The sequence below is a fragment of the Geobacillus kaustophilus genome (genome assembly GCF_000948285.1).
Classification (GTDB): Bacteria; Bacillota; Bacilli; order Bacillales; family Anoxybacillaceae; genus Geobacillus; species Geobacillus thermoleovorans_A.
In genome coordinates, this window is record NZ_JYBP01000003.1 from 3,283,946 (window position 1) to 3,302,159 (window position 18,214).

Below are 18,214 nucleotides of genomic sequence, written 5' to 3' on the forward strand. Positions count from 1 at the left end.
TCCCCTTCTCTAATGTTTCAACGAATTCGCTTCATCGACTTGAACCGTCTTCCGGCTGCGGTAAAAAGCGATGAGCGCGGCTAAACCGACAGCCGCTTCCGCCGCCGCCACAGCGATCGCAAACAGCGCGAACACGTGCCCGTGAACACTGGGATGGGGACTGTATTTGGCAAACGCGACGAAATTGATGTTGACCGCATTCAACATCAGCTCAATGCAGATGAGCACAATGACCGTATTCCGCTTCGTGAGCGCTCCGTACAGCCCGATGCAAAACAAAATGAGCGCCAGCGCCAAATAAGCCGATAACGTCATTTGTCCCCCGCCTCCTTGCCGTCTTTTTTCGCCAGCACGATCGCGCCGATCAAAGCGACAAGTAAAATGACGGACACGATTTCAAACGGAATCGTATAATACGAGTAAAGCAACTTGCCGATCGCTTTAGCGTTGTCGCCCGAAAGCGCGCTGCCGTCAGTGCCAAAGTCGAGCCGGCGGATGCCGAAGTAGACGGCAAGGCCGAAGGCGATGACGGAGATGGCGGCAACCGCTTTATGCCAGACGCCGCCAGTCGTTTGGCGCTCCTTCTCATCTCTATGATGGCGCGTCAGCATGATGGCAAACAGCATGATGATCGTGATGGCTCCGGAATAAATGAGCACTTGCACGACAGCGACGAATTCAGCGGACAACAGCACGTACAGCCCGGCAATGCCTAAAAACGTCATGACAAGAGCGACGACCATGTGGACGACGTTCGTCAGCTGGAGCATCGTCACTCCCCCGGCAATCGCCGCGAGGGCGAGCAAGAAAAAGGCAATGTCCGTTCCGCTCACGGCTTATTCTCCCTTCTTATGTTCGTATCATTTTCATCAAGCCAGGCCAAATCTTTATACAGAGCATCGCGGCTGTATTCGGCGAGCTCAAAGTTGTTCGTCATGACAATCGCTTCCGTCGGGCACACTTCCGTGCACAAATCGCATAAAATGCAAATTTCAAAGTTGATGTTGTACGTCTCAATCACTTTCCCTTTTTTCGCCGGGTCCGGGTGCTTTTTCCCGGTCAGCTGGATGCATTCGGTCGGGCAAATGTTGACACACTGGTTGCACACGATGCATTTTTCCGGATAAAACTTTTGGATGCCGCGAAACCGATCCGGGAGCGGGAGCGGTTCGTGCGGGTAATCGTACGTCACTTTTTCGCGCGTCAATTCTTTTAATGTATACGCCAATCCTTTCATCAACCCGATCATCCGTCTACCCCTCTCATGGGAAAATGGCGTTCCGACACGACTTTTGTCCGAAAGAGGAGGCCATGCTCATGGACGGCTGCCTCCTTCCCGGCAAGGCAAGTTGCTTTGTTCCTTTAGAAAAACCACGCCTTGACGACCGCTGTCAGCACAATGTTGACGAGCGAAAGCGGAAGCAGCACTTTCCAGGCGAACTCCATCAGCTGGTCGGCGCGCACGCGCGGAAATGTGGCGCGAAACCAAATGAGGACGAAAACGACCGCACAAAACTTCAGCGCAAACCAGACCGCGCCAGGAATCCAGCCGAGAAACGCGACCGGATGCCAGCCGCCGAGAAACAAAATCGTCACGAGCGCCGCCATGGCGAACAAATACACATACTCGGCGAGCATAAAGAACGCCCAACGGAACCCGGAATATTCGACATGGAACCCCGCGACCAGCTCGGACTCCGCCTCCGGCAAGTCAAACGGCGTCCTGTTCAACTCGGCCACCGCGGCAATGAGGAAAATCAAAAAGGCCAGCGGCTGAGCGAAAATGAACCACACGTCTTTTTGCGCTGCAACGATGTCAACCAAATTCATGCTTCCAGCCAAAAGCACGACGCCAAGCGCCGACATGACGAGCGGAATCTCATAGGAAATCATTTGCGCCGCCGCGCGCATGCCGCCAAGCAGAGCGTATTTGTTGTTCGACGCCCAGCCGCCGGCGACAACGCCGACGGTCGTCAAGCCGGAGACAGCGATATAATACAGCAGGCCGACGCCGATATCGGCGAACCGGAACGCATCGGTAAACGGCAGCACTGCCAGCACCATAAACGACGGCGTAAAGGCGATGATTGGCGCCAGCACGTAGAGCGGACGGTCGGCCGCTTTTGGGATCGTGTCTTCTTTCAGCAACAGCTTCAATACGTCAGCAACGGTTTGCAATAGCCCGAAGCGGCCGCCGACTTGGTTCGGGCCGATGCGCCCTTGCATAAACCCCATCACTTTCCGTTCGGCCAAAATGGCGTACGTGACAAACGCGAGCACGACCGCTAACAACAGCGCCCCAAGCCCGAAAAAGAGGGCGATGTTCGACCAGCTTGGTGTGGATTCAAGCCATTGCTCCATCATCCGTCGACCTCCCCTAGCACAATGTCAATCGACCCCAAAATGGCGATGACATTGGCCAAGTTTTCTCCTTTGAGCAGCTTCGGGAGTATTTGCAAGTTGTAAAACGACGGGCGCCGGAATTTGAGGCGGTACGGCTCTTTTTTGCCGTCGCTCGCAATATAGCAGCCGATCTCGCCGCGCGGCGCTTCAATGCGGACGAACGTCTCCCCAGGCGGCGCTTTAATGATGCGGGGCACTTTTCCCATGATCGGCCCCTCAGGCGGAAATTGCTCACACGCCTGCTCGATGATGCGGAGCGACTGTTCGATTTCCGCCATCCGGCATTCATAGCGGGCGAGGCAGTCGCCGCCGTCGCGCACCGGCACGTCAAAATCAAAGCGGTCATAGATCGAATACGGTTCATCTTTGCGCAAATCCCATTTGACGCCGGTCGACCGCAAGTTGACGCCGCTCAGCGAATAGCTGATCGCCTCTTCTTTCGTATACCTCCCGACGCCGGTGACGCGCTGGCGGAAAATTTCATTGCCAGTGACAAGCTCATGATAGCCGTGAAGTTTCTCCCGCATGTACGGAACGAACTGCTTCACTTTGTCAATCCAACCGTCCGGCGCATCCCATTTGACGCCGCCGATGCGCATATAGTTGAACGTCAGCCGTGCTCCAGACAGCTCATTTAATAGATTAATAATCATTTCCCGTTCACGGAACGCGTACAAAAACGGGCTCGTCGCGCCAAGGTCAAGCAAGTACGTCCCCCACCAGACGAGATGGCTGGCGATCCGCCCGAGCTCCATGGCGAGAACGCGCAAATATTCAGCCCGCTCCGGCACTTCAATGCCCATCATCGTTTCGACCGCATGGCAAAGCACGTAGTTGTTCGTCATCGCCGACAAGTAGTCCATCCGGTCGGTGTACGGGATGATTTGCGTATATTGCAGCCCTTCGGCAATTTTCTCCGTCCCGCGGTGCAAATAGCCGATGACCGGTGTTGCTTCTTGAATGATCTCGCCTTCAATTTTCAAAATGAGGCGGAACACCCCGTGCGTGCTCGGGTGTTGAGGGCCGACGTTTAAAATCATTTCTTCTGTGCGCAGCATCATTCACACCTCCGCATCGTACGGCTCATAATCTTTGCGCAGCGGATGCCCGACCCATTGTTCGCCCAGAAAGATGCGGATCAAGTTCGGGTGGCCGCGGAAACGGATGCCAAGCAAATCGTACGCTTCGCACTCCGGCCAGTTCGCCCCAGGCCAAAGCGGAACGAGCGAATCGATTTCCGGATTGTCGCGCTCGATTTTGACTTTCAGCGCCACCGGCTGCCGGTTCGGGTATGAGTACAAATGGACGTACACTTCCATATGGGTCTGAAAATCGGTGCCGTGCAGCTCGGACAAATAATCAAACCGAAGCTGTTCATTGTATTTCAAAAACTCGGCGACTTTGTAGTACGCCTCTTTTTTCACGACAAGCGTCGGCATGTCTTTCGCGAGCCGATTGATGTACGCGTCCTCAAGCACATCCGGCCCGAGATGCTCATGAATGACGCGGACATATTTCTCAAGCAGCGGATCGTTCGGCGACGGAGCGGCAGACCGTCCGGTCCCTCCGTCAGTTTCTTCGGCCTTCGCCCGGGCGGCCGCTGCCGCTTTTTGTTTCGCTCCCTCATCGTCAGCGCCGCCTTGTTGCTTCGCCAAGGCCGCCGCCCGCGCTTTTGCCGCGGCCGCGGCTTTCGCTTTCGCCGCGGCGGCCGCTTTTTGCTTGGCCAGTTCGTCAGTGCCGCCTAACGCTTCCGCCGCTTTTTGTTTGGCCAATGCAGCGGCTCTCGCCTTCGCGGCCGCGGCTGCCTTTTTCTTTGCCAGCTCAAGATCATCCTCCGCTCCACCTCCCGCGGCTGCCGCCTCGCGCTGCCGCCGCAGTTCCGCCGCCTTCGCCCGTGCTTCCTCGGCTGCCTTCCTTTTCGCCGCCTCAAGGTCGTCCCCTGTCGCCGCCGACTCGCGCTGTCTCCTCAGTTCCGCCGCTCTCGCCCGCGCTTCCTCGGCCGCTCGTTTTTTGGCCAAGGCCAGATCGTCAGTCGATGCTGATTTTGCCGCCTCTCCTTTCATTGTTTCGATCTGTCTGTCATTTGAATTTGGATGGGAGTTCAACCTGCCCGTTTCGGCGGCTGACTTGGCCTGTTCATCTGCCTGCCTAGCCGCAAGCCGTTCACGCGCCAGCTGTTTTGCCCGCTCGGCCGCTTCCTTTTTTCGCTGGGTCAAATCTTTTTCTTCACCCATCGATCACAGCACCTTCTTCCCCGTTTTGGCTTCCAAGCGGATTTTTTCTTTCAATTTATGAATGCCGTAGATGAGCGCTGCCGGGTTCGGCGGACAGCCCGGTATGTACACGTCAACCGGAACGATCTGATCCACGCCTTTGACGACGCTGTACGATTTGATGTACGGGCCGCCGGCCGTCGCACACGAACCCATGGCGATGACCCATTTCGGTTCGGGCATTTGGTCATACAATCGACGCAAGAGCGGCGCCATTTTTTTCGTCACCGTGCCCGAGACGATCATGACGTCCGCCTGCCGCGGCGAGGCGCGGAAAAACGAGCCGAACCGGTCGAGGTCGTAATGGGCGCCGCCGACTGCCATCATCTCGATGGCGCAACAGGCAAGGCCGAACGTCAACGGCCAAAGCGAACTGCTTCGGGCCCATCCTTTCAACTGTTCTAACGTCGTCAAAAAGACGTTTCGCTTTACCTCTTCCATTTCACTTTTGGAAAATCCTTCCCATTTCACATCCATCGTAACACCTTCTTTTTCCAAGCGTAAATAAGGCCAATGGCAAGCAAGACGATGAAAATGATCATTTCCACTAACGCGAACAAGCCGAGTTGGTCATAAACGACCGCCCACGGATACAAAAACACCGTCTCGACATCGAAAATGACAAACAGCAAGGCAAATAGATAGTAGCGGACTTGAAACTGAACGCGCGAGTCGTGAAATGGATTGTTACCGCTTTCATAAGTCGTCGCCTTCATCTCGTCCGGCACGTGCGGCCGCAGCAATCGTCCGGCCGTGAGCGCCCCGATCGGCAACAGCACACCGAGGCAAAGGAAGACGAAGATGATCAAATAACTGTTTGCGTAGATGTTGCTCAACCAGCTCGCCTCCTTCCGGTTTACTACATACATATAGTGTTAATGATGAAATTTTTCAATAATTCCTTCGATTTCATTATAACATTTATATCCAGCCGTGTCAGCAAAACTTCAAGTTAACACTGTCAACACCGTATCCATTCATGTAAGCGTTTCATCTTTGTTGAAGCGACGGAATACAAGGAACGAAAAAAGAGAGAGCGTTTGCCTCTCTCCTTGACGGACGATTCTTCCGTTTTCATCAAAAAAAGCAGGGGAAAAACTCCCCTGCTTTTACTTCATTTCCGCAACGCTCAAACGGTTCATGGCGCGTTTTAACGCCAGTTCGGCCCGCTTGAAGTCGATGTCGTCCTGCTGGCTTTGCAGGCGGCGCTCCGCCCGCTCTTTCGCCGCTTTGGCGCGCAGGACGTCAATGTCTTCCGCCCGTTCAGCAGCTTGAGCCAAAATCGTCACTTTGTCCGGACGGACTTCCAAAAAGCCGCCGCTGACGGCAATGTATTGCGTTTTGCCGTCTTTTTTCAGCCGGGCCGCACTGATTTCAAGCGGGGCGACAAGCGGAATGTGCCCCGGCAAAATGCCGAGCTCGCCGCTTTTCGCCTTCACACTCACCATCTCGACATCATCTTCATACACCGGGCCATCAGGAGTAACGACGCTCACGTGGATCGTTTTCATTGTCCAATCCCCCTATCCCGGGTCACACTTCGACACCCATCGCTTTCGCTTTTTCAACGACTTCTTCAATGCGGCCGACTAAGCGGAACGCATCTTCCGGAAGATGGTCGTATTTGCCTTCCAAAATTTCTTTAAAGCCGCGCACCGTTTCTTTCACCGGCACGTAGGAGCCCGGTTGGCCTGTGAACTGCTCCGCCACGTGGAAGTTTTGCGACAAGAAGAACTGGATGCGGCGGGCGCGGTGAACGACGAGTTTATCTTCATCCGACAGTTCGTCCATCCCCAAGATGGCGATGATGTCTTGCAATTCTTTATAACGTTGCAGCGTTTGCTGCACTTTGCGGGCGACTTGGTAATGCTCCTCGCCGACGATTTCCGGCGCCAACGCGCGCGATGTCGAAGCGAGCGGGTCAACGGCCGGATAAATCCCCATCTCGGCAAGCTTCCGCTCAAGGTTGGTTGTGGCATCCAAGTGCGAGAACGTCGTCGCCGGAGCCGGGTCGGTATAGTCGTCAGCCGGGACGTAAATCGCTTGGATCGAGGTGATCGAGCCTTTCGCCGTCGACGTGATCCGCTCTTGCAATTGACCCATCTCCGTCGCCAATGTCGGTTGGTAACCAACGGCCGACGGCATGCGGCCTAACAGCGCCGATACTTCCGAACCAGCCTGCGTGAAGCGGAAAATGTTGTCGATAAAGAGCAACACGTCTTGACCTTGCTCATCGCGGAAGTATTCAGCCATCGTCAAGCCGGTCAACGCGACGCGCATCCGCGCGCCCGGCGGCTCGTTCATTTGCCCGAACACCATAGCTGTTTTGCTGATGACGCCGGAATCTTTCATCTCATGATACAAGTCGTTTCCTTCACGCGTCCGTTCGCCGACGCCAGCGAAGACGGAAATCCCGCCGTGCTCTTGGGCGATGTTGTGGATCAGCTCTTGGATCAAGACCGTTTTCCCTACGCCAGCGCCGCCGAACAAGCCGATCTTGCCGCCTTTAATGTACGGCGCAAGCAAGTCAACGACTTTAATTCCCGTTTCCAAAATTTCGACTTCGGTCGCCAGTTCTTCGAATTTTGGCGCCGGACGGTGAATCGGGTCGCGGCGGGCGTCAGCCGGAATGTCGCCTTCCAAGTCGATCGGCTCGCCTAAGACGTTGAACACGCGGCCAAGCGTCACTTCGCCGACCGGCACCGAAATCGGCGCACCGGTGTCAATGACTTCCATGCCGCGGATAAGGCCGTCTGTGGACGCCATCGCGATCGTCCGTACCGTATCGTCGCCAAGATGCAAGGCGACTTCCAATGTCAAGTCGATGTCGACTTCGTTTTCGTTGCGCGCTTTATGTTGAATTTTCAGGGCGTTGTAGATCGCCGGCAAATGGCCGTTTTCGAACTTGACGTCTACAACCGGACCCATGACTTGGATAACGCGTCCTCTTGTCATCGTTTTCCCTCCTAACTTGCTAGTCCGCTATTGCAAGGCGTTTGCTCCGGCGACAATTTCCGTAATTTCTTGCGTAATCGCCGCTTGGCGAGCGCGGTTGTAGGAAAGCGTCAATGTGCGAATGAGCTCGTTCGCATTGTCCGTTGCGTTCTTCATCGCCGTCATGCGGGCGGCGTGTTCGCTTGCTTTTGCATCGAGCAATGCGCCGTAAATGAGGCTTTCCGCATACTGCGGCAACAAGACGTCCAAAATTTCTTCTTGCGACGGTTCAAATTCGTACACCGTGCGCTGCTTATTCTCCGCCAAGTCGGTGAGCGGCAGAAGCTTCCGTTCCGTCACCTCTTGCTGGATCGCGCTCACGTAATGGTTGTAATACATATACAGCTCGTCAAACGTACCGTTGGCGAATAACCCAACTGTTTGGCGGGCGATTTCTTTAATATCGGCAAACGACGGCTGGTCCGGCAAGCGGGTGATGTCGAGAATGACGGGCATGTTCCGCTTGCGGAAAAAGCTCAACCCGACGCGGCCGATGACGATGATCGCATATTCGTCCGGAGACGCATGGCGTTTTTGGATCGTTTGGTACACGAGGCGCAGCACGTTGCTGTTGTACGCGCCAGCCAGGCCGCGATCCGATGTGATCACGAGATACCCGGTCTTTTTCACAGGGCGCGAAACGAGCATCGGGTGCGAAGCGCCGCCGGCGCCAAGCGCCACATTGGCCACGACTTCTTGGATTTTTTCCATGTATGGAACGAACGATTTCGCGTTTTGCTCCGCGCGGTTCAGCTTCGACGTCGAGACCATTTCCATCGCTTTTGTAATTTGACTCGTCTTCTTCGTCGCGTTGATGCGCGTTTTAATATCGCGTAACGATGCCAAAGGTTTCACCACCTTTTTGCTGCACGGGTTCTAACAGGCGAGAGGGGGCGATATGCCCCCGCCGGCCTTATTGTGAAACGACAAACGTTTTCTTGAACGCTTCGATCGCTTTGTTGATGTCTTCCTCGTTCGGAAGGTCTTTCGTCGTGCGGATGTGGTCAAGCAAGTGCTGGCCGTTTTGGTCGAGCCACAAGTAAAACTCTTTTTCAAACCGGCGTACATCTTCAACCGGAATGTCATCCAAAAAGCCGCGCGTCAACGCGTAGATGATCAATACTTGTTTTTCGACCGGAATCGGCTGATGCAAATCTTGCTTCAGCACTTCGACCGTGCGCGCCCCGCGGGCGAGTTTCGCTTGCGTCGCCTTGTCGAGGTCGGAGCCGAATTGGGCGAACGCTTCGAGCTCACGGTAAGCGGCCAAGTCCAAACGAAGCGTCCCGGCTACTTTTTTCATCGCCTTAATTTGCGCCGCCCCACCGACGCGCGAAACGGACAACCCCGCGTTGATCGCCGGGCGGACGCCGGAGAAGAACAAGTCCGATTGCAAGAAAATTTGTCCGTCCGTAATCGAGATGACGTTCGTCGGAATGTACGCGGAGATGTCGCCCGCTTGCGTTTCGACGAACGGAAGCGCGGTCAACGAACCGCCGCCTTTGGCATCGCTCAATTTCGCTGCGCGCTCAAGCAGGCGGGAGTGCAAGTAGAAAATATCCCCTGGATACGCTTCACGGCCCGGCGGACGGCGAAGCAAGAGCGACAATTCACGGTACGCCGCCGCTTGTTTCGACAAATCGTCATAGACTACCAACACGTGTTGGCCTTTATACATGAAATACTCGCCCATCGCCACACCGGCATACGGCGCCAAGAACAAGAGCGGAGCCGGCTGCGACGCCGAGGCGGTGACGACGATCGTATAGTCGAGCGCGCCATGTTTGCGGAGCGTCTCCACAACGGTGCGGACTGTCGATTCTTTTTGCCCGATGGCGACGTAAATACAAATCATGTTTTGGTCTTTTTGGTTGATGATCGTGTCAATGGCCACCGATGTTTTCCCGGTTTGCCGGTCGCCGATGATGAGCTCGCGCTGGCCGCGGCCGATCGGCACGAGCGCGTCGATCGCTTTAATCCCGGTTTGCAGCGGCTCATGCACCGATCTCCGGTCCATAACGCCCGGCGCACGGCTTTCAATCGGACGCGTCTCCGTCGTTTCCACCGGTCCCAAGCCGTCAACCGGCTGGCCGAGCGGGTTGACGACGCGGCCGATGAGCGCTTCCCCGACCGGCACTTCCATGATCCGGCCCGTGCGGCGCACTTCATCGCCTTCTTTAATGCCGGTGTACGGTCCTAAAATAACGATACCGACGTTGTTTTCTTCCAAGTTCAACGCCATGCCCATGACGCCGTTGGCAAACTCGACGAGCTCCCCGGACATGACGTTATCGAGCCCATGAGCGCGCGCGATCCCGTCGCCGACTTGGATGACGGTGCCGACGTCGCTCACTTGGATTTGCGATTCATAGTTTTCGATCTGCTGCTTAATGAGCGCGCTGATTTCTTCCGCTCGAATGCTCATGCCTTTCACCCCTGTCTTCAAATGTTAGCCGATCAGCTGCCGCCGGATCCGTTCAAGCTGCCCGCTGACGCTGCCATCGTAAATGCGGTTGCCGATACGCAGCTTCACGCCGCCGATGAGTTCCGGATCGATGATATTTTCAATCTCAAGCGTCTGTTTGCCGACTTTTTGAGCAAAGACGTCGGAAAGCGCCCGCAGTTCTTCATCCGTCAACGGCCGCGCCGAATAGGCGGCCGCCTTGGCGATGCCGCGCGCATCGTCGACGAGGGCGAGAAATTGTTCTGCCAGCTCAGGCACAAGGCCGAAACGATGGCGCTCCAGAAGAAGGAGAAGCGTGTTTTGCACCGGGGTGGACACACCGGCGAACGCTTCACGGATGAGCGCTTTTTTCTGATCCAAGGAAAGTTTCGGATACGAAAGAAGCGATAAAAACTCGCCGTTTTCCGCCAACGCCTGGCGCACGGCGCGAACATCTTCTTCGATTCGATCAAGCTGTCCTTGTTCGAGCGCGATTTGGAACAAAGCGGACGCGTACCGTTTGGCGATCACTTCTTGGTTCATCGCGCTCCTCCTACCTCTTCAACGTCTTTGATGTACGCTTCGATCAGCTTGCGTTGATCTTGCTCGGTCAGCTCTTTTTCAATCACTTTTGAAGCGATCAAGACAGACAACGAGGCCACTTGTTCACGGAGCGCCGCCATCGCCTGTTCTTTTTCACGCTCGATTTCTTTTTTCGCCGCTTCTTTCACCCGTTCCGCTTCCGCACGGGCCGAGGCGACAATTTGTTCTTTCTGCTCTTCAGCCAGCTTGCGCGCGTTTTCAATGAGCGCTTGCGCTTCTTGGCGCGACTGCTTCATCAGTTCGCGCTGTTCTTCAAGAAGTTTTTCTGCTTCTTGACGGCGTTTTTCCGCTTGGTCAATTTCGTTCGCGATATGTTCTTCACGTTGTTTCATGATATTCATTAACGGCTGCCAAGCGAATTTGCGCAGCAAGGCCAGCAAAATGATGAACATCAGCAATTGGTAAATAATCGTGCCGCCGCTGATGCCATGCGCCGCTTCGCCGAGCACCCATACGTTTGCCTTCCACAACACCGCGTTTCACTCCTTTCGACAGCTGTCGCACCAAGGCGATCTCGCAAAATTGCACATAAAGGAATGGCGAAGGTGATCGTTGACACGAACTTCGCCATCACTTTCCATTATCGATTTCTTATCGACCTAAGTAAATGAACGAGAAGACGACACCGATGATCGGAAGCGCCTCAACCAATGCAACCCCGATGAACATCGTCGTTTGCAAAACCGGACGCAATTCCGGTTGACGGGCAATCCCTTCGATGGTACGGCTGACGATCAACCCGTTGCCGATGCCGGCGCCCAACGCCCCCAAACCTACCGCAATCGCAGCTGCAAGTACACCCAAACTCATGTTGATAGATCCTCCTTCGCAATGTTAAAGTAATGTTTCAAGTCTTACTCTTAATGAAAGGAATGCTCAATGGTCATGACTGACCTTATGTGCCATATAAACCATGGTTAGCATCGTAAAAATGAACGCCTGAATAGAGCCGACAAAAATGCTGAACGCTTGCCACACCATCATCGGAATGGCTGCGCCAACAGCGCCAAGCACACCGTAGTTCGTGCCAAGGCTGGCGAGCAAGCCAAGCAAAATTTCCCCGGCGTAAATGTTCCCGAAAAGACGCAAACCGAGCGTCAGCGTGTTGGCAAACTCTTCGATGATTTTGAGCGGGAACAACCAGGCGACTGGACGGGTGTAATCGCGCAAATATTCGGACGCCCCTTTCATTTTGACGCCATAGTAGTGGGTGAGGGCGACGACCATCACCGCCAGCGTCAACGTAACGGTCGCATCCGCGGTCGGCGATTTCCACCAAAGTTCACCGTTTACATGGACGGAAAACGGCAGTCCAAGCATATTGGCCACAAACACATACATGATGAGCGTGACGCCCAGCGTCAAAAAGCGGCCGCCCGTTTGCCAATCCATCGTGCTGTTAATGATGCCTCTGACAAAGTCAAAGACCCATTCAATAAAGTTTTGCATTCCCGTCGGGCGCAGCTGAAGCGAGCGAGTAGCCGCAACAGCAATGATGAACACGATCAAGCTCGTGATCGTAATCATCAACATATCTGATAAATTAAACGTAAGGCCTAAAAATTCGACAAGCGGCGCTTTATGCTCCATCCTCTCTCACCTCGCTTTCATACGTGCAGCTTGTCGTTTTTCCATTTTTGAAAGAAGAAATCTATTATAATGACAATGTAGGATGTCATTAATCCCAAAACGGTTGGCACGATATCGAAATGTTGCGGATGCGTCAGAACAATAACAGCGGTCAATGCGGCAAGCGCCAAACGCGACAAGGTGCCTAATGTGCGCACTTTTTTCCGCGCCGCTACCGCTTGTCCGAATTTTTCGATTTTCCAGGTTAAGTTCCAAACCATGAGGAGGCTGATCGATGTGCCGAGAATCAAGCTGAGAAAAACGGTTTTATACGGCGTAAACCCAAAGCCGAGCGTATAGATGGCGAGCAAATACAATATGTACCGAACTTGCCGCCAAAACAGCATTTGAAGGTTTTCCATTTTATTACTCCCCAGAGAAATATTGGTGAATTAAGCGCAGCATGCTGTACACGCCGGCCGCCAGTCCGAGCAAGAGGCCGACGATCAAAAAGATCGGCTCGGTGCCAAATCGATCATCGATCCATCTCCCTCCGAAAACGCCGACTAAAATGGAACCGACAAGTTGGGAGACGATGGCGGACATCAATGCCATGGCTTGAAACGGGTGGCGCTGTTTTGGGGACATGCCAACACACCCTTTAACATAATGAAAACCTTCTCAATCTACCCCTTGTAAAGGATACAATACGGCCTGGTCAATGTCAATGTGTTTCCACGTAAAACCTCATTCACATAGGGCAAATATTAATAATTTGTGACAATTTCTCATTTTCCTCTCACAATGATGATGTATAATGATATATTTTATTTTTAGCCTATTTTCCTTTTCATTATCCTGTATACTTGGTCTTGCAAACGGAACGGTTTCTCAGCGCCATCTTTCTGCCGCGGCCTATTCGATGCAAACGCTTAACTGACGCATGGGCAAGGCACCCTCTCCGCCGCTCGATGGAATGCGAGCCCCGCGCGGAGCGGGGCGTCTTGCAACCGTTATTTTGTGCCAAACAGCCGATCGCCGGCGTCGCCGAGACCAGGGACAATATAGCCGTGGTCGTTCAACCGTTCATCAAGGGCAGCGATGTAAATGTCCACATCCGGGTGAGCCGTCTCCACCGCTTTGACCCCTTCCGGCGCCGCGATCAGGCACATAAATTTAATGCTTTTCGCCCCCCGCTTTTTCAGCGCATCGATCGCCGCCACCGCCGATCCGCCGGTTGCAAGCATCGGGTCGACGATGATAAAGTCGCGCTCTTCGACATCGCTCGGGAGCTTGACGTAATATTCGACTGGCTTTAATGTTTGGGGATCGCGGTACAAGCCGATATGGCCGACTTTCGCCGCCGGGATGAGCTTTAAGATGCCGTCGACCATGCCGATGCCGGCGCGCAAAATCGGAATGACGCCCAGTTTTTTGCCTGCGATCACTTTCGCTCTGGCTTTGCTGACGGGGGTTTCGATTTCGACTTCCTCAAGCGGCAGATCGCGTGTAATTTCAAACGCCATCAACGTCGCCACCTCGTCGACAAGCTCGCGAAATTCTTTCGTGCCCGTATTCTTGTCGCGGATGTAGGTCAATTTATGCTGGATGAGCGGATGATCAAAGACGTACACTTTTCCCATGGACCAACTCTCCTCTTTCGTATGTATGCGCTGCACTTCTATACATTCTACTGGAAAACGAGCGCCCGTTCAACTGCCGAACGAACGGAAAAAGGCGCACCGCCAAGTCCGGAGGCGGTGCACCGTACGGTTTCGGACGAAGCGGCGGCGCTTAGTCTTGATAGAGCGGAAATTTTTCCGTCAAAGCGGTGACGCGTTGGCGCGCTTCCTCAAGCGCTTGTTCGCTGCCGGCATTTTTCAGCACAAGGCCGATGATGGCGGCGATTTCGTCCATCTCTTCCAATCCGAAGCCGCGCGTCGTGACCGCGGCCGTGCCGATGCGGATGCCGCTTGTGACAAACGGGCTTTCCGGATCATACGGAATCGTGTTTTTGTTGACCGTAATCCCGACCTCATCGAGCACTTTCTCCGCCGTTTTCCCGGTCAGCTGCTGCGGGCGCAAGTCGACAAGCAGCAAATGGTTGTCCGTGCCGCCGGAAATGAGGGTAAATCCTTCGTTTTGCAAGGCAGCGGCGAGCCGTTTTGCGTTCTCGATGACGCGTTTCGCGTACACTTTAAAGTCGTCTTGCAGCGCCTCGCCGAGCGCGACGGCTTTCGCGGCGATGACATGCATAAGCGGGCCGCCTTGAATGCCAGGGAAAATCGCTTTGTCGATTTGTTTGGCGAACTGTTCTTGGCATAAAATCATCCCGCCGCGCGGGCCGCGCAACGTTTTGTGCGTCGTCGTCGTGACAAAATGGGCGTACGGCACCGGATTCGGATGAAGACCTGCCGCAACAAGACCGGCAATATGGGCCATGTCAACCATTAAATAGGCGCCGACTTCATCGGCAATCTCGCGGAACTTGGCGAAGTCGATGATGCGCGGATAGGCGCTCGCGCCGGCGACGATCAACTTCGGTCGGTGAAGGCGCGCTTTTTCGCGCACGTCGTCATAGTCAATGACATGCGTTTCCGGGTCGACGCCGTATTCGACGAAGTTGTACTGAATGCCGCTGAAATTGACCGGGCTGCCATGCGTCAAATGACCGCCGTGCGACAAGTTCATGCCAAGCACCGTGTCGCCGTGCTCCAAAACGGTGAAATAGACGGCCATATTCGCCTGCGCCCCGGAATGCGGCTGGACGTTCGCATGCTCCGCTCCGAACAATTGCTTCGCCCGCTCGCGCGCCAAATCTTCGACGATGTCGACATATTCACAACCGCCGTAGTAGCGGCGGCCCGGATAGCCTTCGGCATATTTGTTCGTCAACACCGACCCTTGCGCTTCCATCACCGCGCGGCTGACGAAATTTTCGGACGCAATCAGTTCGATTTTGGCGTGCTGCCGCTTCCGCTCTTGTTCAATGGCGGCGAACACTTGCGGATCTTGTTGTGGCAAGTAATTCATCAATAGCTCCCCCTTATGCGAAATCAGTGAATATTCGTTTTTATTTTATCAGCTTCAGCTAGGCAAATTCAAAGAAAAAATGAATGAAATCGCTAGAAAGAACAGGAATCATTCGGATTTTCCAACGAGTAGACCGCGCGGGAGCCGCCGATCAGCTTCGGCCGCGTTTTCGCCAGCGTCACGCACGCCGATCCAATGTGCTTCACCGAAACACGTACGGGAACGACGACCGGCTTCAAATGCATGCCGATGAGCGTATGGCCGATGTCGATGCCGGCATCGGCGCGAACCGTTTCGACGACGACCGGGTCGGCGAGCTTTCGGTAAGCGTAGGCAGCCATCGCCCCGCCCGCTTTCGGCACCGGAACGACCGAGACGATCTCCAACCCGTGAGCTTTGGCGGTTTCCCGCTCGACGACGAGCGCCCGGTTCAAATGTTCGCAGCATTGAAACGCAAGCGCAATGCCGGTTTCACGCCGCCATGCGTCAAGCTCGGCAAACAGCATGGCCGCAACGTCCATCGACCCGGCCGTGCCGATCCGCTCGCCAAGCACCTCGCTCGTGCTGCAGCCGATCACAACGACATCGCCGCGACCAAGCGGCACCTGTCGGCGAAACTCATGCAAGATGCCTTGCCATTGCTGGCGCCATTCAGTCAATCGTGCATCCATGTCCTATTCCCCTCCTTCGTTCGTTTTTATCCACGCTGCCGTTGACGAACACTGGCACTTTCGACGGTGATTCGTCAAAACCGAGTCCAGCTCCGGGGATGCCTGCGATGCTCACGAATATGGCGTTTTCCTAGAAGGCTGATGAAAAAACAACCGTTTCCCCTCAATCGACAGTTCTCAAACAAAGAGAAGGACATGCCCGACCGTGGAAAAATAAATAAGCGACTTTTGCAGCAAGGGGATGGTAAACGTTTTCGCTGCACCTATATACATGTCCTTGCTGCCGCCATCCTCATGAAGCAAGACGCCCACAGCCGGTATGGGCCGCACGGCGTCTTCCGCTTATGGCTCGCAGGCCGCATCCGATCCGATGCGGCCCTGGTTCTGCCTACAAATGCTTGTTTTCATAGTCGGCGATTTTGCCGATCCGCCGCGCATGGCGTCCGCCTTCAAATTCGGTCTCAAGCCATGCCTTGGCGATTTCGCGCGCCAGGCCGGGGCCGATGACGCGCTCCCCCATCGCGAGAATGTTGCTGTCGTTATGCATGCGCGTCAGCTTGGCGCTGTAAACGTCGTGGCAAAGGGCGCAGCGCACCCCTTTCACTTTGTTGGCGGCGATCGTCATGCCGATGCCGGTGCCACAGATCAAAATGCCACGATCAAATTCGCCGCGCGCCACTTTTTCAGCGACGGGAAGCGCGTAATCCGGGTAATCGACCGATGTTTCACAATCGCAGCCAAAATCGGTGTACTCGATTCCCATTTCATCAAGCAGCGCTTTAATTTCCTCACGAATGCGAATTCCACCATGGTCAGAAGCAATAGCGACTTTCATCACGTTCGGGCGAGGAGCCCTAGGCTTCGCCGTGATAGCGAAAGCCAGGGAGGAATCGCCCTTCCTCCTTTCGATGAATCATGTTTGCATGTGCATCAACGGGTGCGGAACCGGGCGACAGCCGCCTGCAATTGTTCGGCCTGTTCAACCAACTCGCCAGCCAGTTTATGCACATCGTTGATCGATGCGGCCTGCTCCTCGGTCGCCGCCGCAACTTCGAGCGCGCCGGCGGACGTCTGCTCAGCGATCGCTGCCACTTCTTGCGTCTGCGCCGCGGCCCGTTCCATATGCCCCATTTGACACTTCGCCAACTCAGCGATGTCATGGACGGCGCGGATCACTTCATCGGCTGAGGCCGCCATGGCCGCAATGGCCTCATTCGTGCGCTCCCCTTTCGCCGCCTCAGCGTTTGCGGCGGCCACCTGCTTGTCCATTTGCGCCACCACACGGGCGACTTCATTTTGAATGTTGCCGACCAGTTCCGCGATTTTCTTGACCGCCTTGGCGCTCTCATCAGCCAGCTTGCGCACTTCCTCGGCGACGACGGCAAACCCCCGGCCGTGCTCGCCGGCACGGGCTGCCTCAATGGAAGCATTGAGCGCAAGCAAGTTCGTCTGTTCGGCGATGTCAGCGACAAGCAACGTAATGTTGCCGATTTGATTGGCGTGTGCTTCGAGCTGCTTGACAGCCGCCCGCGACCGTTCTTGATCGTCAGCCAGCTGATCGATGCCGCTAATGAGCGAATGGGTGATATCGCGGCTTGCCTTCAGCGTTTCAGCCATCCCATATACCGACTGTTCCGCACGCTCGGCTGTTTCTTTTACTTGCACTGCGATGGCAAGCACATCCTCGGCCGCCGCAGCCGCTTCTTGGATCGCCTCGGCCGAAGACGCCGCCCCTTTGGAAATGTCATCAATGGTCGCTGCAATATCGCGTGCACGGTTTGACGCTGTTTCGGACGCCTGCCTCATTTCCGCCGTCTTTTCCGTCGTGCGCGCTGCGCTTTCTTCCACATTGGCGACGACTGCGCGCAAATGGCCGAGCATCCGGTTGAACGCGACAGCCAGCGAGCGAATTTCGTCATGGGAAGAGGGCAACGGAACATCCTCATCGATATGCCCTTCCGTCGCCTTTGCCGCCGCTTCCTCGAGCCGTTGCAGCGGCCTTGTAATCCAGCCAGCAGCCAAATAGGCAAGCACTCCGGACCAAAAGATGCCAAGGAGCAACACGATCATCGTGAACACGCTTTTGTTCCATGAGGCGAACCACTGATCATACAAAACGTACAAGAAAAAGGCGCTCGTTGAATAGGTGATCAGCGCCAACGCTGTCGTAAAGACGACTAGCTTCAGGCGCAAACCGAATCGATGACTTGTTCCCCCCATTTGTGTTC

At 55.0% G+C, this 18,214-nt stretch carries 23 protein-coding genes; all 23 read right to left on the reverse strand.

Features of this window, described 5'->3' with window-relative positions; translation table 11 throughout:
* Positions 1–9: 9 nt before the first annotated feature.
* Positions 10–315 carry an NADH-quinone oxidoreductase subunit NuoK gene (gene nuoK, locus LG52_RS16840; RefSeq protein ID WP_044732819.1) on the reverse strand — a complete coding sequence of 102 codons (306 nt, stop codon included), beginning with the start codon at positions 313–315 and terminating at the stop codon, positions 10–12.
* The gene (locus LG52_RS16845) at positions 312–833 is read right to left on the reverse strand and encodes an NADH-quinone oxidoreductase subunit J (RefSeq protein ID WP_044732820.1); all 522 of its coding nucleotides are present in this window, start codon (positions 831–833) and stop codon (positions 312–314) included. The genes nuoK and LG52_RS16845 overlap by 4 nt, the downstream gene beginning before the upstream one ends.
* The gene (gene nuoI, locus LG52_RS16850; protein WP_044732821.1) at positions 830–1,249 is read right to left on the reverse strand and encodes an NADH-quinone oxidoreductase subunit NuoI; all 420 of its coding nucleotides are present in this window, start codon (positions 1,247–1,249) and stop codon (positions 830–832) included. Before nuoI ends, LG52_RS16845 begins: the two co-directional genes overlap by 4 nt.
* 113 nt (positions 1,250–1,362) lie before the next feature.
* The gene (nuoH, locus tag LG52_RS16855) at positions 1,363–2,364 is read right to left on the reverse strand and encodes an NADH-quinone oxidoreductase subunit NuoH (RefSeq protein WP_044732822.1); all 1,002 of its coding nucleotides are present in this window, start codon (positions 2,362–2,364) and stop codon (positions 1,363–1,365) included.
* Positions 2,361–3,461, reverse strand: coding sequence for an NADH-quinone oxidoreductase subunit D (locus LG52_RS16860; RefSeq protein ID WP_044733333.1), 1,101 nt, complete (start codon positions 3,459–3,461; stop codon positions 2,361–2,363). The genes nuoH and LG52_RS16860 overlap by 4 nt, the downstream gene beginning before the upstream one ends.
* Positions 3,462–3,464: 3 nt before the next feature.
* Positions 3,465–4,637 (reverse strand): NADH-quinone oxidoreductase subunit C, encoded by a 1,173-nt coding sequence (locus LG52_RS16865; protein WP_044732823.1) that lies wholly within the window; start codon positions 4,635–4,637, stop codon positions 3,465–3,467.
* A gap of 3 nt (positions 4,638–4,640) precedes the next feature.
* Positions 4,641–5,153 carry a NuoB/complex I 20 kDa subunit family protein gene (locus tag LG52_RS16870; protein ID WP_044732824.1) on the reverse strand — a complete coding sequence of 171 codons (513 nt, stop codon included), beginning with the start codon at positions 5,151–5,153 and terminating at the stop codon, positions 4,641–4,643.
* Complete coding sequence (locus tag LG52_RS16875; protein WP_044732825.1) at positions 5,144–5,512, reverse strand: NADH-quinone oxidoreductase subunit A; 369 nt, start codon at positions 5,510–5,512, stop codon at positions 5,144–5,146. Before LG52_RS16875 ends, LG52_RS16870 begins: the two co-directional genes overlap by 10 nt.
* 273 nt (positions 5,513–5,785) lie before the next feature.
* Positions 5,786–6,187 (reverse strand): F0F1 ATP synthase subunit epsilon, encoded by a 402-nt coding sequence (locus tag LG52_RS16880; protein WP_044732826.1) that lies wholly within the window; start codon positions 6,185–6,187, stop codon positions 5,786–5,788.
* 22 nt (positions 6,188–6,209) lie between these two features.
* Positions 6,210–7,631: a F0F1 ATP synthase subunit beta gene (gene atpD, locus LG52_RS16885; RefSeq protein WP_011232825.1), complete on the reverse strand. Its 1,422-nt coding sequence runs from the start codon at positions 7,629–7,631 to the stop codon at positions 6,210–6,212.
* Positions 7,632–7,658: 27 nt separating this feature from the next.
* Positions 7,659–8,516, reverse strand: coding sequence for an ATP synthase F1 subunit gamma (gene atpG / locus LG52_RS16890; RefSeq protein ID WP_044732827.1), 858 nt, complete (start codon positions 8,514–8,516; stop codon positions 7,659–7,661).
* Between the two features lie 67 nt (positions 8,517–8,583).
* Positions 8,584–10,092 carry a F0F1 ATP synthase subunit alpha gene (gene atpA, locus LG52_RS16895; protein WP_044732828.1) on the reverse strand — a complete coding sequence of 503 codons (1,509 nt, stop codon included), beginning with the start codon at positions 10,090–10,092 and terminating at the stop codon, positions 8,584–8,586.
* Between the two features lie 24 nt (positions 10,093–10,116).
* On the reverse strand, positions 10,117–10,653 hold the full coding sequence (locus tag LG52_RS16900; protein ID WP_044732829.1) for a F0F1 ATP synthase subunit delta: 537 nt from the start codon (positions 10,651–10,653) through the stop codon (positions 10,117–10,119).
* Positions 10,650–11,183: a F0F1 ATP synthase subunit B gene (locus LG52_RS16905; RefSeq protein ID WP_197072005.1), complete on the reverse strand. Its 534-nt coding sequence runs from the start codon at positions 11,181–11,183 to the stop codon at positions 10,650–10,652. The genes LG52_RS16900 and LG52_RS16905 overlap by 4 nt, the downstream gene beginning before the upstream one ends.
* A gap of 121 nt (positions 11,184–11,304) precedes the next feature.
* The gene (gene atpE / locus LG52_RS16910) at positions 11,305–11,523 is read right to left on the reverse strand and encodes a F0F1 ATP synthase subunit C (RefSeq protein WP_011232830.1); all 219 of its coding nucleotides are present in this window, start codon (positions 11,521–11,523) and stop codon (positions 11,305–11,307) included.
* Positions 11,524–11,589: 66 nt separating this feature from the next.
* The gene (gene atpB / locus LG52_RS16915; protein ID WP_044732831.1) at positions 11,590–12,303 is read right to left on the reverse strand and encodes a F0F1 ATP synthase subunit A; all 714 of its coding nucleotides are present in this window, start codon (positions 12,301–12,303) and stop codon (positions 11,590–11,592) included.
* Between the two features lie 17 nt (positions 12,304–12,320).
* Positions 12,321–12,704 carry an ATP synthase subunit I gene (locus LG52_RS16920; RefSeq protein WP_044732832.1) on the reverse strand — a complete coding sequence of 128 codons (384 nt, stop codon included), beginning with the start codon at positions 12,702–12,704 and terminating at the stop codon, positions 12,321–12,323.
* Between the two features lie 4 nt (positions 12,705–12,708).
* Positions 12,709–12,930, reverse strand: coding sequence for an AtpZ/AtpI family protein (locus LG52_RS16925; protein WP_044732833.1), 222 nt, complete (start codon positions 12,928–12,930; stop codon positions 12,709–12,711).
* Positions 12,931–13,295: 365 nt separating this feature from the next.
* The gene (upp, locus tag LG52_RS16930) at positions 13,296–13,925 is read right to left on the reverse strand and encodes a uracil phosphoribosyltransferase (RefSeq protein WP_011232835.1); all 630 of its coding nucleotides are present in this window, start codon (positions 13,923–13,925) and stop codon (positions 13,296–13,298) included.
* 151 nt (positions 13,926–14,076) lie between these two features.
* Positions 14,077–15,315 carry a serine hydroxymethyltransferase gene (gene glyA / locus LG52_RS16935; protein WP_044732834.1) on the reverse strand — a complete coding sequence of 413 codons (1,239 nt, stop codon included), beginning with the start codon at positions 15,313–15,315 and terminating at the stop codon, positions 14,077–14,079.
* A gap of 92 nt (positions 15,316–15,407) precedes the next feature.
* Positions 15,408–15,986, reverse strand: a complete 579-nt coding sequence (locus LG52_RS16940; RefSeq protein ID WP_044732835.1) for a TIGR01440 family protein — start codon at positions 15,984–15,986, stop codon at positions 15,408–15,410.
* 388 nt (positions 15,987–16,374) lie between these two features.
* On the reverse strand, positions 16,375–16,821 hold the full coding sequence (rpiB, locus tag LG52_RS16945; protein ID WP_023633289.1) for a ribose 5-phosphate isomerase B: 447 nt from the start codon (positions 16,819–16,821) through the stop codon (positions 16,375–16,377).
* 95 nt (positions 16,822–16,916) lie between these two features.
* Entirely contained in the window at positions 16,917–18,206 is a 1,290-nt protein-coding gene (locus LG52_RS16950) for a methyl-accepting chemotaxis protein (protein WP_044732836.1), read from the reverse strand.
* Between the last annotated feature and the right edge of the window lie 8 nt (positions 18,207–18,214).

Coding starts and splice junctions, on each gene's coding strand:
- nuoK (WP_044732819.1), bottom strand. CDS start 315: ATGACGTTATCGGCTTATTTGGCGCTGGCGCTCATTTTGTTTTGCATC.
- nuoI (WP_044732821.1), bottom strand. CDS start 1,249: ATGATCGGGTTGATGAAAGGATTGGCGTATACATTAAAAGAATTGACG.
- nuoH (WP_044732822.1), bottom strand. CDS start 2,364: ATGATGGAGCAATGGCTTGAATCCACACCAAGCTGGTCGAACATCGCC.
- LG52_RS16860 (WP_044733333.1), bottom strand. CDS start 3,461: ATGCTGCGCACAGAAGAAATGATTTTAAACGTCGGCCCTCAACACCCG.
- LG52_RS16865 (WP_044732823.1), bottom strand. CDS start 4,637: ATGGGTGAAGAAAAAGATTTGACCCAGCGAAAAAAGGAAGCGGCCGAG.
- LG52_RS16870 (WP_044732824.1), bottom strand. CDS start 5,153: ATGGATGTGAAATGGGAAGGATTTTCCAAAAGTGAAATGGAAGAGGTA.
- LG52_RS16880 (WP_044732826.1), bottom strand. CDS start 6,187: ATGAAAACGATCCACGTGAGCGTCGTTACTCCTGATGGCCCGGTGTAT.
- atpD (WP_011232825.1), bottom strand. CDS start 7,631: ATGACAAGAGGACGCGTTATCCAAGTCATGGGTCCGGTTGTAGACGTC.
- atpA (WP_044732828.1), bottom strand. CDS start 10,092: ATGAGCATTCGAGCGGAAGAAATCAGCGCGCTCATTAAGCAGCAGATC.
- LG52_RS16900 (WP_044732829.1), bottom strand. CDS start 10,653: ATGAACCAAGAAGTGATCGCCAAACGGTACGCGTCCGCTTTGTTCCAA.
- atpE (WP_011232830.1), bottom strand. CDS start 11,523: ATGAGTTTGGGTGTACTTGCAGCTGCGATTGCGGTAGGTTTGGGGGCG.
- atpB (WP_044732831.1), bottom strand. CDS start 12,303: ATGGAGCATAAAGCGCCGCTTGTCGAATTTTTAGGCCTTACGTTTAAT.
- LG52_RS16920 (WP_044732832.1), bottom strand. CDS start 12,704: ATGGAAAACCTTCAAATGCTGTTTTGGCGGCAAGTTCGGTACATATTG.
- LG52_RS16925 (WP_044732833.1), bottom strand. CDS start 12,930: ATGTCCCCAAAACAGCGCCACCCGTTTCAAGCCATGGCATTGATGTCC.
- upp (WP_011232835.1), bottom strand. CDS start 13,925: ATGGGAAAAGTGTACGTCTTTGATCATCCGCTCATCCAGCATAAATTG.
- glyA (WP_044732834.1), bottom strand. CDS start 15,315: ATGAATTACTTGCCACAACAAGATCCGCAAGTGTTCGCCGCCATTGAA.
- LG52_RS16940 (WP_044732835.1), bottom strand. CDS start 15,986: ATGGATGCACGATTGACTGAATGGCGCCAGCAATGGCAAGGCATCTTG.
- rpiB (WP_023633289.1), bottom strand. CDS start 16,821: ATGAAAGTCGCTATTGCTTCTGACCATGGTGGAATTCGCATTCGTGAG.
- LG52_RS16950 (WP_044732836.1), bottom strand. CDS start 18,206: ATGGGGGGAACAAGTCATCGATTCGGTTTGCGCCTGAAGCTAGTCGTC.